13 protein-coding genes are annotated in these 13452 nt (G+C 51.0%); 10 read left to right on the plus strand and 3 right to left on the minus strand.

What is annotated here, in order from left to right:
* The first annotated feature begins 5 nt into the window (after positions 1-5).
* The 3 genes from sucC (at position 6) to CWE11_RS00155 (ending at position 2359) form a co-directional block, all read left to right on the plus strand.
* Complete coding sequence (gene sucC / locus CWE11_RS00145) at positions 6-1172, plus strand: ADP-forming succinate--CoA ligase subunit beta (RefSeq protein ID WP_126775578.1); 1167 nt, start codon at positions 6-8, stop codon at positions 1170-1172.
* Positions 1172-2044 (plus strand): succinate--CoA ligase subunit alpha, encoded by an 873-nt coding sequence (gene sucD / locus CWE11_RS00150; protein WP_126775579.1) that lies wholly within the window; start codon positions 1172-1174, stop codon positions 2042-2044. Before sucC ends, sucD begins: the two co-directional genes overlap by 1 nt.
* 111 nt (positions 2045-2155) lie before the next feature.
* Positions 2156-2359 (plus strand): hypothetical protein, encoded by a 204-nt coding sequence (locus CWE11_RS00155; protein WP_126775580.1) that lies wholly within the window; start codon positions 2156-2158, stop codon positions 2357-2359.
* Here CWE11_RS00155 and CWE11_RS00160 read toward each other — a convergent pair.
* Complete coding sequence (locus tag CWE11_RS00160) at positions 2325-3059, minus strand: hypothetical protein (protein WP_126775581.1); 735 nt, start codon at positions 3057-3059, stop codon at positions 2325-2327. The two genes, CWE11_RS00155 and CWE11_RS00160, sit on opposite strands and share 35 nt — an antisense overlap.
* A gap of 248 nt (positions 3060-3307) precedes the next feature.
* Here CWE11_RS00160 and CWE11_RS00165 point away from each other — a divergent pair, with 248 nt between their 5' ends.
* Positions 3308-4636: a YncE family protein gene (locus tag CWE11_RS00165; RefSeq protein WP_126775582.1), complete on the plus strand. Its 1329-nt coding sequence runs from the start codon at positions 3308-3310 to the stop codon at positions 4634-4636.
* Positions 4637-4745: 109 nt separating this feature from the next.
* Here the strand turns inward: CWE11_RS00165 and CWE11_RS00170 are convergent, their stop codons facing one another.
* A complete protein-coding gene (locus CWE11_RS00170) occupies positions 4746-5657 on the minus strand; it encodes a LysR family transcriptional regulator (protein ID WP_126775583.1) in 912 nt (303 codons plus the stop codon).
* Positions 5658-5739: 82 nt separating this feature from the next.
* Between CWE11_RS00170 and CWE11_RS00175 the strand changes: the two genes are divergently transcribed.
* The 6 genes from CWE11_RS00175 to CWE11_RS00200 are packed head-to-tail and all read left to right on the plus strand — an operon-like array spanning position 5740 to position 11406.
* On the plus strand, positions 5740-6972 hold the full coding sequence (locus tag CWE11_RS00175) for an acyl-CoA dehydrogenase family protein (protein ID WP_126775584.1): 1233 nt from the start codon (positions 5740-5742) through the stop codon (positions 6970-6972).
* A gap of 1 nt (position 6973) precedes the next feature.
* Positions 6974-8071 carry a phosphotransferase family protein gene (locus CWE11_RS00180; protein ID WP_126775585.1) on the plus strand — a complete coding sequence of 366 codons (1098 nt, stop codon included), beginning with the start codon at positions 6974-6976 and terminating at the stop codon, positions 8069-8071.
* Positions 8071-8784 carry a histidine phosphatase family protein gene (locus tag CWE11_RS00185; RefSeq protein WP_126775586.1) on the plus strand — a complete coding sequence of 238 codons (714 nt, stop codon included), beginning with the start codon at positions 8071-8073 and terminating at the stop codon, positions 8782-8784. The genes CWE11_RS00180 and CWE11_RS00185 overlap by 1 nt, the downstream gene beginning before the upstream one ends.
* Positions 8785-8818: 34 nt before the next feature.
* A complete protein-coding gene (locus CWE11_RS00190; protein ID WP_126775587.1) occupies positions 8819-9571 on the plus strand; it encodes an SDR family oxidoreductase in 753 nt (250 codons plus the stop codon).
* 46 nt (positions 9572-9617) lie between these two features.
* The gene (locus CWE11_RS00195) at positions 9618-10424 is read left to right on the plus strand and encodes a PhzF family phenazine biosynthesis protein (RefSeq protein WP_126775969.1); all 807 of its coding nucleotides are present in this window, start codon (positions 9618-9620) and stop codon (positions 10422-10424) included.
* A gap of 31 nt (positions 10425-10455) precedes the next feature.
* Complete coding sequence (locus CWE11_RS00200) at positions 10456-11406, plus strand: alpha/beta fold hydrolase (protein ID WP_126775588.1); 951 nt, start codon at positions 10456-10458, stop codon at positions 11404-11406.
* On the opposite strand, the gene CWE11_RS00205 is transcribed toward CWE11_RS00200, so the two are convergent.
* A complete protein-coding gene (locus CWE11_RS00205; RefSeq protein WP_241971680.1) occupies positions 11403-13397 on the minus strand; it encodes a PhoX family protein in 1995 nt (664 codons plus the stop codon). The genes CWE11_RS00200 and CWE11_RS00205 overlap by 4 nt on opposite strands.
* Positions 13398-13452: the final 55 nt, after the last annotated feature.

The raw sequence follows: 13452 nt of genomic DNA on the forward strand, positions 1-13452 counted from the left end.
GCATCATGAATTTGCATGAGTATCAAGCAAAACAGCTTTTCAGAGAGTTTGGTCTACCGGTATCTGAAGGATTCGCGGTTGACACACCTGAGGAAGCTGTCGAAGCGGCCAAGAAAATTGGTGGCGACAAATGGGTAGTTAAGTGTCAGGTTCACGCAGGTGGCCGCGGCAAAGCTGGCGGTGTGAAACTCGTCAGTAGCCTTGATGAAGTCCGTGCATTTGCCGAAAACTGGGTAGGCAAAAATCTCGTGACCTACCAAACCGACGCGAATGGTCAGCCGGTTGCAAAGATTTTGGTCGAAAGCTGCACTGATATCGATAAAGAGCTTTATCTTGGTGCCGTTGTTGACCGTGCAACACGTAAAATCGTATTTATGGCATCGACCGAAGGCGGTGTTGAAATCGAAAAAGTTGCAGAAGAAACACCTGAGAAAATTCTAAAAGCGATCATCGATCCAACGGTCGGCCCACAGCCTTTCCAAGGCCGCGATCTGGCATTCCAATTGGGTCTCAATCCGGAGCAAGTAAAGCAGTTCACGAAGATCTTCTTGGGCCTTGCGAAGATGTTCGAACAGTATGATTTTGCATTGCTGGAAATCAACCCGCTGGTCATCACAGACGAAGGCAACTTGCACTGCTTGGATGGTAAGATCAACATCGATAGCAACGCGATGTATCGTCAGCCGAAGATCAAAGAAATGCATGACCCTTCACAAGAAGACGCACGGGAAGCTCATGCAGCGAAGTTTGAGTTGAACTACGTTGCGTTAGACGGAAACATTGGCTGTATGGTCAATGGTGCAGGTCTGGCAATGGGCACGATGGACATCGTGAAGTTGAGCGGTGGTGAACCGGCAAACTTCCTCGACGTTGGTGGCGGTGCAACCAAAGAGCGTGTGACCGAAGCGTTCAAAATCATTCTTTCAGACGAGAATGTGAAAGCGGTTTTCGTAAATATCTTCGGCGGTATCGTTCGCTGCGACATGATCGCAGAGGGGATTATCGGTGCAGTAGAGGAAGTTGGCGTCAAAGTACCTGTCGTTGTTCGCCTCGAAGGAAACAATGCAGAACTGGGTGCGAAGAAATTGGCCGAGAGTGGCTTGAATATCGAAGCAGCGACCAGCTTGACAGACGCAGCACAGAAAGTTGTTGCTGCAGCCGGAGGTAAATAATGTCTATCTTGATTGATAAAAATACCAAAGTAATCTGCCAAGGCTTTACCGGTGGTCAGGGTACCTTCCACTCTGAGCAAGCAATCGCCTATGGTACGAAGATGGTTGGTGGTGTGACGCCTGGTAAAGGTGGTCAAACCCATCTTGGTTTGCCAGTATTTAACACGGTGAAAGAAGCGGTTGCGCAAACTGGCGCAACAGCATCGGTCATTTACGTCCCAGCACCTTTCTGTAAAGATTCAATTATCGAAGCTGCAGACGCAGGAATTGAGCTGATTGTGTGTATCACAGAAGGCATTCCGACCTTGGATATGCTGTATGTAAAAGAATATCTGACGCACAAAGGCGTGCGGATGATCGGTCCAAACTGTCCAGGTGTGATCACGCCAGACGAATGTAAGATTGGTATTATGCCAGGCCACATCCACAAGAAAGGTAAGGTCGGTATCGTCTCGCGCTCAGGCACGTTGACGTACGAAGCGGTCAAGCAGACTACCGATGAGGGCTTTGGTCAATCAACATGCGTAGGTATCGGTGGTGACCCGATTCCAGGCTCAAACTTTATCGACATCCTTGCGTTGTTCGAAAAAGATCCTGAAACCGAAGCGATTGTCATGATCGGTGAGATCGGCGGGACCGCTGAAGAAGAAGCTGCTGAGTACATTAAAAACAATGTGACCAAGCCAGTTGTCTCTTACATTGCGGGCGTGACTGCTCCTCCAGGAAAGCGGATGGGTCACGCAGGCGCGATTATCTCAGGTGGTAAAGGAACAGCTGATGAGAAGTTCGCTGCACTTGAAGCTGCTGGTGTGAAAACAGTGCGTAGCTTAGCGGATATCGGCAAGGCACTGCGCGAGAAAACCGGTTGGTAATCATCTTGCTTTAATAGAATGAAAGGCGCTCTTCGGAGCGCCTTTTTTGTTAAGGGTTGCGACGTTAGGTCAGGACTGATATATTAATCAAATCTAATATAAGGAGGTCCTATGCGTGACCGGATTTATCAGTTCTCAAGTAATCGAGGCGCTGCATCACATCGTGTCCGTTATGTGGAGGGCGCGCGGGCGGCAAATGAAGACGCTGGCGAATGCCGATTGTGTGCCGGCAGTCTGTTTATTCAAGAGACAAGGGATGCAAAAGTGCGAGGACGTCAGGCTAAAAACCCTGACGTCGAGCATTTGGAGTTCTGAGGTAAGCTTCATTTTGAATCAGCAGTTCGATCGCTGAGCGATACGTTCGCTGAATGGCGAGCTGCTCCTCTCCTGAGATTCCACAGCTCCGATAAAAATGATTAAGTTCTGAATCCAAATATTCCTCAATCATATAGATTTCTGCGCCGAAGCTGATGAAGAGCGCATTGAACCAATCTTCGCGGGCAAGACGATTCAAATCCGACGCAAGTGTCCACGCATGACGCGTTGCAGGCCGAAGTGTGCACGCTTCTAAGAGGTCTGGCAGCGGTGTGTATTCCCGATACATGAGTACAGGGTAGCCGTCTGTTTGACGCTGAAAAGGGTGAATAAATGCGATTAGCATATATCCATTCATAAAGTCCGCGTGTGAGACTTCGAGGACATAGCCACTCCGATAGCTTCCTCCAACGGTCGGAAGACGCCATGTGGTGCGTTCCTCTTCCCAAAGCGGAATCGAAAATTGCCCTGGAGTATCGCTCGTGAGGGGCGGTGAAGGGTAAAACTCATCGTTCTCTGTGCGTGCACGTAAGGTTACTTGACTTACTGCATCACCGGTGTGAGCGTCCCAAACCGAGCCTGTGGTTTGTGGAACCACGACCACTTCCTGTTGAATGGGAACACAACTTGCAAGGATGAACGTAGTCGCGACTAGCCATACCGGCAAGCGACCGAGCGTGATCTTAACCAGTGTCCACATATCCACCCCATCCCCGTTGAATAGAAAAGAACATAAAAACGAGACGCCTGCCAAACAGATGTAGAACGCCCGAGGGTCTTGATTATAGTTCAAAATGTAGACAAATCATGACGACAAAGATCATACGTCTTGGAATTTTATTTGTTATTAGAACTGTTATCTTATAACATAACGATTCGGCATGTATTGCGTTCGCCATTGAACGTTGTATTCCAATGACAACCAACCTGAATGATGGGTACATAACAATGAAGTCAAATACACTTCCGGCAATCAAATCTATTGTGCTCGCAGTGACCGCTGCTTTGGCCCTTTCAGCCTGCGGAGAGAATCTAGAGGTTCAATTGATTAATCCGCCAACCGGTGACGATCATGGTCATGACCACGATCACGACCACGACCACGATCACGGTGACCGTTCAGGTCGCTTAGTCATGACCTCGTTTGATTCGGATCATGCATATGTGCTTGATCTTCACGATGAAGAGATCATTGCTGATTTTCACCTTACAAACCCGGCGGCCCGTATTTATCCGAGCCCAGGCTATCGTTTCGCCATTGCAATTGAGCGAAATGACGGGGTGGTTCGCTTTATCGATAGTGGGTACGAAACCGAGGACCACGGTGACCACGGACATACCCATGAACATGATCCGTCATTACTTGATTTCCAATTGTTTGGTGAATTGCCGACCCATTATGACTGGTTCGAAAACCGTGGTGCGGTCTTTTTCGATGGTGTACCTGGCGTTGCAGCAAAAGTCGATGCACTGAGTGATCATAGCTTAAGCGAAGGCCGTGTGTTGGCGACTCTCGAGCTTGAGCGCAATCAGCATGGAGCCGCCGAAATTCGTGGGCATGATTTATTTGTAAGCTATCGAAGTGCAGACGCAGAGGGTGTGTTACCTGACTTCGTTGAGCAGTATGAGCGCCACGGAAGTCACTTTGACTTTGTTCAACGGTTTGAAGAACCTTGCTCACGCTTGCATGGCAGTGCGATTACCCAACTGTATGTGACCTTTGGCTGCGCCGATGGAGTCTTGGTTATTCAAGCGGGCGATGACGGATATGAGGCAACTAAGTTGCCGAATGTCGCAAGTATCACCGATGCGGGGACCCGCATTGGCACGCTCTATGCTCATGACACGACGCAGAACTTTGTGGGTCGAGCAGGTCAGGCGCTGTACTGGTTGCACATCGAAGCGAATGATATGCACAGCGTTGAATGGCGTGGTGAAGAGAATTCGGAAGCAACGATCATTTCTGCAGGATTCAATTTCAGTGGAAATCGTTTCGCAATTCTCGATAGCACGGGTCATTTGACGATCGTTCGCTTCCGCACTGATCACTATGAAATCCAAAGTGTAATGCATGTGCTTGACGAAGTCGGCGAACAAGCGCCAAGTATGGCCTTCAGCCCGGTAAACCATGACGCATTTATTGCGGATCCTGCCGGCCGTGAAGTGCTGGTCGTCGATTTGCATGATGGCGTGATTGAAGATCGTTGGGCTCTTGATTTCTCCCCGGCTGCTGTCACTTGGCTTGGCTTTACTGAAAGCCACGGTCACGCTCACTAGAGCGCAAGTTAGGTAGCCACAAGAGGGCGTATTTTCCCTCGTACGTTTTACCGCGGCGCCTTTGGCCCGCGGTTTTTTCTTTCTCGCGGATCATAGCGCAGGGAGTGATTTAGCTTCCATTTTCAACATGATTCACACCACTGATTACGTTGCGTAGCCATTCTGTGCCTGGATCCTGCGCATGGGCGTCGTGCCAATAGATTTGAAGCCGAGTAGGTGTTAGGTCAAATGGCGTCTCCCAAAGTTCGACTGAGAACTGATTAACGAGGCGTGCCGCTATCGACTTTGGAAGCGTCAGTAAGTCATCGGTACTTGCGACTAACTGCCCAGCAGTTTGATAGCTTTGCACCCTGCTCCCCAGTCGTCGTTCGATCCCAAGCTCACGCAATAGATAGTCTTCGAGAGCCGTGCCGCGCGGTCGTGAGGAGACGACAATATGTCGGGCGCTCAAATAACGGCCGCTCGTTAGCGTTGAAAGCCCATTGCGACGTCCCAGAACCACAAAAGGCTCCCGCGAAAGGGGTCTTTGATGGATAGGTCCTCCAATCGGAAGGGCTACATCAATCGCAACATCCACGATTCGATTTAATAGATGCTCACTGAGTTGGCTGTGTGGAACGGCGATACTTTCAAATCGAGCATGTGGTGCCGCATTTGCAAGACGCGTGTAGAGTCTTGGAAAAAGCTCAGGCTCGATTGCTTCAGGGATACCAAGCCGAAAGACGCGCCGTGTCTCATGCGGGACAAATGACTTTCCGCGCTCAATCAGGCCCTGCATTCGGAGTAGTAGTTCGTGCACTTCAGGGGCAAGTTTGTCGCACATGGGCGTTGGACGAAGCTGACGCCCACTTCGCAGAAATAGTGGGTCGTTGAATTGTTCTCGAAGGCGCCGCAGTGCATGACTAATAGCGGAGGGTGTTAAAGCGAGTGACGCAGCGGCCCGAGCGAGTTGACGCTCCCGATAAATGGCCACAAGCACCCGAAGTAGATTTAAATCGGTCTTTAAATGAATATTGTTCATGTTATTAGCTGATTAAATTTCACTTCATTCATCTTAGGAAACTTCGTAGGATGAGCCAACTTCTTTTTTTAAGGGATTGGGTATGTTTGGACGTTCAGAACTCGCACAGCAATATTTAGGGCGCGTAAAAGCTTTTATGGCTGAGCATATCGAGCCAATTGAGCATGAAGTGTTGCAAGCTATGCATACAAGCCAAGGGCATGGTCGTTGGCAGGAATGGAAAGTTCCTGCGGTGATCGAGACGCTGAAGGCACAAGCGAAAGCAGACGGTTTGTGGAATCTTTTTTTACCAGATAGCCGTCTGGCACAAGGATTAAGCACATTAGACTATGCGCCGCTTGCAGAGCAAATGGGTCGCTCGATCATTGCCCCTGAAGTTTTCAACTGCAATGCACCCGATACTGGGAACATGGAAGTGTTATATCACTACGGAACCGATCAACAACGTAAAATGTGGCTTACCCCGCTACTCAACGGCGAGATTCGTTCGGTTTTCGCCATGACGGAACCCGATGTAGCCTCATCCGACGCGACGAACATGGAAACGCGCATCGTTGCCGATGGCGATGATGTGATTGTTTCCGGACGTAAATGGTGGACTACCGGGTTGGGCCACCCAAATGCAAAAGTTGCGATTGTTATGGGGCTTACCGATCCTGAAGCAGATCGTCACGCGCGCCATTCGATGGTTCTCGTCCCCCTTGATGCCCCCGGCGTAACCATTGCGCGGATGTTACCTGTATTCGGAGACTACGATGCGCCTTATGGCCACGGCGAAGTCATTTTCGATGAAGTTCGTGTCCCCAAGAGCTACGTAATTGGACGATTGGGTGCAGGATTTGCGATTGCCCAAGGACGCTTGGGTCCGGGTCGTATTCATCATTGTATGCGTGCATTAGGAGCTGCCGAGCGTTGCTTGGAACTGATGATTCAACGAGCGACATCACGGATCGCTTTTGGGAAGCCGCTGATCAAGCTCGGTGACAATGGAACGCGCATCGCGAAACATCGGATGGCCATTGATCAAGCGCGCTTGTATACGTTGTATACGGCAGGTGTTATCGATAGTCACGGGGTGCGCGCTGCGGCGAGTGAGATTGCTGGCATCAAAGCCGTGGTTCCGACTGTGCTTCAGAGCGTTGTAGACGATGCAATCCAAATGCATGGCGGCGGTGGGTTGAGCCACGATTATCCCTTCACTGCTTTTTATGCAGTCGCACGCGCGTTGCGCCTTGCCGATGGCCCAGATGAAGTGCATCAAGCGATGGTGTTGCGCCAAGAGCTACGTAAATATAAATCAACACAGGATGTCTAACATGCCGAGCACGCATTCAACGGTGATTGACCGGGGCGTCGAGGTCCGGCCGGAAGAGCGTTTTGATGTTCAGGCGGTCACTGAGTGGTTATTACGAAAACGTCCTGAGCTTGAGGGAGAGCCTGAAGTTACACAGTTTCTAGGGGGCGCATCGAATTGGACGTACCGTTTAAAGTACGCCAATGCAGACCTTATTTTACGTCGTCCGCCGGCGGGAACAAAAGCAAAATCCGCGCATAATATGCAGCGAGAACACGATATTCAGCTGATGTTGAAGCGGTTTTACCCAACTGTTCCTACCATGGTGGGGTATTGCAGTGATACATCGATCATAGGAACAGATTTTTACGTCATGGAGCGAATCGAGGGCATCATTCCTCGCAAGAATCTCCCGGGTGATCTTCAGTTATCAAGCGAACAAGTTCGCACACTTTGTACCGAAATGCTTGACCAGCTTATTGCCTTGCATCAAGTGAATTATGTTGAAGCTGGGTTGGACAGCTTAGGCAAAGGCTCCGGTTACATTGAGCGACAAGTTGAGGGCTGGATCCGCCGCTATGATCAAGCAAAAACGTGGAATGTGACGCACGCTAAACAGATTAAGCGATGGCTCCGCGAGCACCAGCCGAGACAAGAAAACTTGTGTATAACCCATAACGATTTTCGTTTTGATAACTTGGTCTTGAACCCGGATAACCCGACCGAGATTCTCGCCGTGCTTGATTGGGAGCTTGCGACTATCGGTGATCCTCTCATGGAGCTTGGGAATATGTTAGCGTACTGGGTTCAAGCAGATGACGACCGACTCGCTCGTGCCACCCGGCGTCAACCCACCCACCTGCCAGGAATGTTCACGCGAGAAGAAGTGATTGCGTACTATTGCGAGAAAATGAATCTCGGTGATGTTGATATGACTTTTTATGAGGTGTTCGGTCTGTTTCGTTTGTCCGTCATTGCGCAGCAAATCTACTATCGATACCATCACAAACAGACTCGCAATCCTCAGTTCAAGAATTTCTGGATAATTGTCAATTACTTGCATTGGCGTTGCTGGCGTCTCATCCGTCGCAACGGACGGACTCAGAGGCGGGGTCGCTGATGCCGCTCGTAAGCTTAGTTCGCCATGGGCAAGCGTCATTTGGCGCCGCTGACTACGATCAGCTTTCGGATTTAGGGTATCAACAGTTAGAACATCTGGGTGCTCAGCTCAGGGAGCGTGATGAACATGTTGATGTTTTTGTCCGCGGAACCTTACGGCGTCACGCGCAGTCGCTGGATGCATTGATGACAGGATATGGTACATCCGGTGGGGCAACGGATGTTGTTGTGGATGCTGCATGGAATGAATTCGATCACCGCGCGGTGATGCGTGCACTTGGTAAAGCGCAACCGGAACTTCGTTCCTTGTTTGCGACAGATGGTACGCCATTGATTGATGGAGATAGCGTTCTAGCGCTCTTTATGCAGTCGGTAGAACGGTGGCAAAACGACGAGCATGATGCGGACTACGAGGAATCCTGGAGCGCATTTGTTGCACGGGTCGAACGGGCGTGGTCCCAACTTCAGGCGCGCTTCGATGCGTCACGGATTTTGGTGTTGACGTCCGGCGGTCCGATTTCTCTGTCGGCGTCTGCTAGTTTAGGACTGCCTTCAGAACACATGATGAAAATCAACGCTCAGTTAGTGAATAGTGGGATTTCACGTTTTCTCTGTCGTTCGCAGCGAAACACAGGCCCACATCGAAAACTTTTGAGCCTAAACGAACACAGCCACGTCAGTGGCCGCCACCAGCATTTGCTCACGTATCGTTGAGTGAGTGCATCAGGAATAGTGAAGGGAATTTAGAATGCGCAAGAATATAGTAATTACGGGAGCAAGCTCAGGTCTTGGAGAAGAAATGGCTCGGCAATTTGCGGCTATGGGGCGAAATCTCGGTTTGTGCGCCCGCCGGACCGAACGACTTGAAGCATTGAAGGCGGAGATCGAAGCAAAGCATCCGGATGTTAACGTCATTTTAAAGGAGTTAGATGTCAACGATCATGAGGCAGTCTTTCGCGTTTTTAATGAGTTTAAAGCAGCGTTTGGAACCATTGATCGGGTGATCGTGAATGCCGGGATGGGGAAGGGTGGACCGCTTGGAACAGGTCTATTTAAATACAACAAGTTGACGGCAGAAACCAACTATATCGCGGCGTTGGCGCAATGTGAGGCAGCTTTGGAAATCTTCCATGCGCAAAAATCTGGGCATCTCGTGACTATTGCATCGATCAGTGCATTACGCGGCATGCCTCGAGCGATGACATCCTATGCCTCGAGTAAAGCTGCGCTCGTAAATTTAACCGAGGGGATACGGGCTGAGCTCATTCGGACCAACAGTCCGATAAAAACGAGCTGCATCCTGCCGGGCTTTATTCGCTCTGAAATCAATGAGAAGGTGAAGAATACGCCGTTTATGTGTGATACCGTGCCCGGTGTGCGGAGTATGGTTCGTGCGATAGAAAAAGAGCGCGTTCATGCTTACGTCCCAGGTTGGCCGTGGACATTGGTGGCGTTCTTACTAAAGCGACTCCCGCTGAAAACGACACTAAAGCTCGGCTAATCCGCAAGCACTGGTGTTGATGGAACGGTTAACGAAGGAGGCAATGATGGATATTAAGCTGTATCAGGTGGATGCATTTACCGAACGTCCATTTGGTGGAAATCCTGCCGCAGTGTGCCCCTTAGGTGGATGGCCTGAAGATACTTTATTGCAAGCAATTGCCGAGGAAAACAATCTTTCGGAGACTGCGTTTTTCGTGCCTGAAGGTGCAGGCTTTCGCTTGCGTTGGTTTACCCCGAAAGCGGAAGTTGATCTATGCGGTCATGCTACCTTGGCGACCGCCCATGTCCTTTTTGCACGACTCGCATACGAAAAACCTGAAGTTACCTTTTACACGCGCAGTGGAGAACTTCGCGTAAAACGTGTTTCGGAAGGGTATCAGATGGATTTTCCCGCATCGATTCCGCTTCCTGTTGATCCTCCACAGGCGCTCATGGTGGGACTCGGTGTTGCACCTGAACAGGTATTGGCCGCTTATGATTATGTGGTCGTTCTTGGGTCCGAAAAAGAGGTTCGTGAGTTGAACCCTGATTTTCAAACACTTTCGGAATTGGACGGGCGCGGTGTGTTAGTGACCGCGCCGGGCGAAGACGTCGATTTCGTGAGCCGGTGCTTCTTCCCCAAACTTCGTGTTAATGAAGATCCGGTCACCGGTTCAGCTCATTGTGAGCTTGCCCCGTATTGGGCGGAGCGTCTGAATAAACACAACCTTCGTGCAAAGCAACTCTCAGCGCGGGGTGGACAATTACAATGTATGGTCGAAGTAAATGAAGAAACGCACGCTGCTGAACGCGTACTTCTCGTTGGTAAAGCGGTCGATTATCTCGACGGGATGATTCGTCTTCCAGACTAATCGCTGCATATCTTATTTGTGAGAACTCCGCATGAAGACTTTAAAATGGATTGGATTGACCCTTGCCTTGCTCCTGCTGGTGGTACTCGTTTTCGTTTTTTATAACCACTTTCGTCATTTTGATGAGTCTGTCACCTTAAGTGAGACTCATCGCACTGCAGCCCCTGGACATTTTGTTCGGTTATCGCAAGGCTATACACATTATGAGATTGCCGGTCCCGATGAAGGTGCTGTGGTGGTGCTCGTGCACGGGTTTAGCATTCCGGGGGTAGTTTGGGGGGATACGTTTGAGGCGCTGGCAGACGCCGGATTTCGGGTGATTCGTTACGACCTGTATGGACGCGGCTATTCTGATCGCCCGCGGGTACAATACAATCATGCGGTGTTTGTGAATCAGTTGATTGAGCTTCTTGATGCGCTCGAAATTCAAGATAAGGTGCAGCTTGTTGGGCTCTCAATGGGTGGGGCGGTGACCATGCATACAGCGGCCCTTCATCCGGAGCGAGTACAAGCTGTCGCACTCATAGCGCCTCTTCACCAGCCACTTCAACCGCCTCCGATGCCTGAGCGGATCGGGTATTACATGATCTCTGGATTCTACGTCCCGGGATTACGGAGCAGCCTGGAAGCCGAATATCTGCGTCCTGAGCAGCGCTCTGAGATGCAAGCAGCCTATGATGCGCAAATGCGCTTCCGTGGCTTTACCCAAGCGCTTACATCCTCATTTTATGCTTTCACCACCGAAGATCATCCGAGTCGCTATCGTGCGACCAAGGAATACGATTTACCCGTGATGTTAATTTGGGGAACGCGCGACACCATTGTTCCATACGGACAGCATGAAGGGGTGCTTACGGATGCAAATGTAGTGAAGTTCCTTACGATCGATGGTGCGGGTCATACACCGCACCTCGAGCAGCCAGATTATGTAAATGATCGCTTGGAGTACTTTCTTCGCAGAACGCTGCGCAACGGCCATTAAGTGCCAATCACGCCGCCGTCTTCGCGGGTAATGATGACGGTGGCGGATCGCGGCCGTGAGCCGAAGTTTCCGGGCCAATGACTCGATGGCGCCTCAATGGTTGAACCTTCCCCGGGGTGTTGGACGTTGATGAACATGGTTTTCCGATCCGGTGTGGTGACCACACCGGTGATTTCACATCCTACGGGTCCCGTTAAAAAGCGTTTTACCAGCCGGCGGTTTGGATCCGCCACGAGCATTCCATTGTTGCCATAGACCGGACCGCCCTGAATTGCGCCACTCATGTCAGTTTGGATCCAGAGAAGTCCGGCCGAATCAAACCACAGCCCATCGGCACACGCATGGTGATTGTCGTCGGAAAGCTGAATTGATGTCGCAGGCGTGTAGGTTCCCGGAGCGCCACCAAATAAAAAAATATCCCAGACAAACGCAGTGCTTGCTTGTTCTCCCTGTTCTCGCCAACGAATGATATGGCCTGCGTAGTTTTCTGCTCGCGGGTTCGCTGGGTCAACTTGTCCAGCAGTCCGTCGCGTGTTGTTGGTGAGCGTGAAATAGACTTCCCCTGTATCTGGATGCACTGCGCCCCATTCAGGACGGTCCATGGGCGTTGCCCCCGCAAGATCCGCAGCTAGTCGCGTATTAATGAGAAGATCGCCTAGGTCTTCGAACACAATCCCTTGTTCCATCGCACGTTTTTGTAGTTCTAAGTTTTCAAGGGTAAGGGGGAGCCACTCGCCGCGTCCTTGCTCATTGAAGCGGGCGACATAGAGGGTTCCTTCAGTCAGCAGATGAGAGCCCGCATTCGCTCGATAATAGGGCCGCGACGAAACGAATTTATAAATATATTCAAAGCGAGAGTCATCGCCCGAATAGGCGACCAGAGGCTCCCCTTCGACTGGAGGGGCAAACACCACGCCTTCGTGCGCAAAGCGTCCAAGTGCCGTGTGTTTCACTGGAACATGGCGTGGATTGAACGGGTCAATTTCGACAATCCAACCAAAGGTGTTCGGTTCATTGCGATAGTCCTCGTGAGCAGACGCTCCGCGCGGAGTTGCGTCAAAGCGGCGATGCTCATCAGCGGCGTCCGATGCCGTCTCCCAGTAGTACCGTCCATGCGTTGTCCCGACGCCATAGCGTGTATGCTCTTTAGGCTGTGAGTCGCGATTCACAAAGTATCGAGCCCAGTTTTCCTCGCAGGTCAGGTAGGTTCCCCAGGGCGTGTACCCATGTGCACAGTTATTCAAGGTGCCACGCGCCGCGTTCCCTTCCGGACTGTATTTTGTTATGAGTTTCTCATGTCCAGCGGCAGGGCCGCTAAACTTCATCGGTGTGTAGCCGGTGATCCGCCGATTCAAAGGGCTTTGTTGTTGCAGCTGCCAGGTTGCTCCGGTTTTTTTGATATGCGCAATGGAGACGCCATGCGCGGCCATTTCTTTGTGCACCTCATCGGCGGGTCGAGGCGGTGGAGTGGGGCCATGTGCATGCAGGAAGTTCGGATCCACGTATTCATGGTTCATCACCAATAAGCCTTCGTCTGAATTCAGCCCCGTGGTTCGCGCATCGAGCGGAAAGAAATGCATTCCATCGTGGTGGGCGCCGACCTGCGCCAACTGATCATTCCCCGTATTGGTCCCATCGGCTTTATATTCAGGAGCATTCGGTAACAGTGGCGATCCTTCAGGGAGAAATGCCTGCGCGCGGTAGCCGTCAGGTACCGTGACGTTATCCGCGTGACTAATCGGGATCGCTGAGAATGCGAGGGACTGCTCGCCGAGATTGAGGGGGTTATAAGAGCTCGCACATGCACTCAAGAGCGCAAGCGAGGCCCCACCTAAGGAAGCTTGTAAGAATCGACGCCGGCTAAGATTTACATTGACGACATCGTAGAAATCACGATTGCCACTATAATTCGTTTGCGGATCGATACCTGAATTATCGATCCGGGGGACGTCGTGGCGCCACATGGTGCTTTTGTTGGATTCTGGACGCATGAAAGGTGCCTCACTCGGTAAAGGGATGATTGCGTCCGTGACCCTAGCAAGGCAA

Source organism: Aliidiomarina sanyensis, from assembly GCF_003987175.1.
GTDB classification, from domain to species: domain Bacteria; phylum Pseudomonadota; class Gammaproteobacteria; order Enterobacterales; family Alteromonadaceae; genus Aliidiomarina; species Aliidiomarina sanyensis.

Coding starts and splice junctions, on each gene's coding strand:
- sucC (WP_126775578.1), top strand. CDS start 6: ATGAATTTGCATGAGTATCAAGCAAAACAGCTTTTCAGAGAGTTTGGT.
- sucD (WP_126775579.1), top strand. CDS start 1,172: ATGTCTATCTTGATTGATAAAAATACCAAAGTAATCTGCCAAGGCTTT.
- CWE11_RS00155 (WP_126775580.1), top strand. CDS start 2,156: ATGCGTGACCGGATTTATCAGTTCTCAAGTAATCGAGGCGCTGCATCA.
- CWE11_RS00160 (WP_126775581.1), bottom strand. CDS start 3,059: ATGTGGACACTGGTTAAGATCACGCTCGGTCGCTTGCCGGTATGGCTA.
- CWE11_RS00165 (WP_126775582.1), top strand. CDS start 3,308: ATGAAGTCAAATACACTTCCGGCAATCAAATCTATTGTGCTCGCAGTG.
- CWE11_RS00170 (WP_126775583.1), bottom strand. CDS start 5,657: ATGAACAATATTCATTTAAAGACCGATTTAAATCTACTTCGGGTGCTT.
- CWE11_RS00175 (WP_126775584.1), top strand. CDS start 5,740: ATGTTTGGACGTTCAGAACTCGCACAGCAATATTTAGGGCGCGTAAAA.
- CWE11_RS00180 (WP_126775585.1), top strand. CDS start 6,974: ATGCCGAGCACGCATTCAACGGTGATTGACCGGGGCGTCGAGGTCCGG.
- CWE11_RS00185 (WP_126775586.1), top strand. CDS start 8,071: ATGCCGCTCGTAAGCTTAGTTCGCCATGGGCAAGCGTCATTTGGCGCC.
- CWE11_RS00190 (WP_126775587.1), top strand. CDS start 8,819: ATGCGCAAGAATATAGTAATTACGGGAGCAAGCTCAGGTCTTGGAGAA.
- CWE11_RS00195 (WP_126775969.1), top strand. CDS start 9,618: ATGGATATTAAGCTGTATCAGGTGGATGCATTTACCGAACGTCCATTT.
- CWE11_RS00200 (WP_126775588.1), top strand. CDS start 10,456: ATGAAGACTTTAAAATGGATTGGATTGACCCTTGCCTTGCTCCTGCTG.
- CWE11_RS00205 (WP_241971680.1), bottom strand. CDS start 13,397: ATGCGTCCAGAATCCAACAAAAGCACCATGTGGCGCCACGACGTCCCC.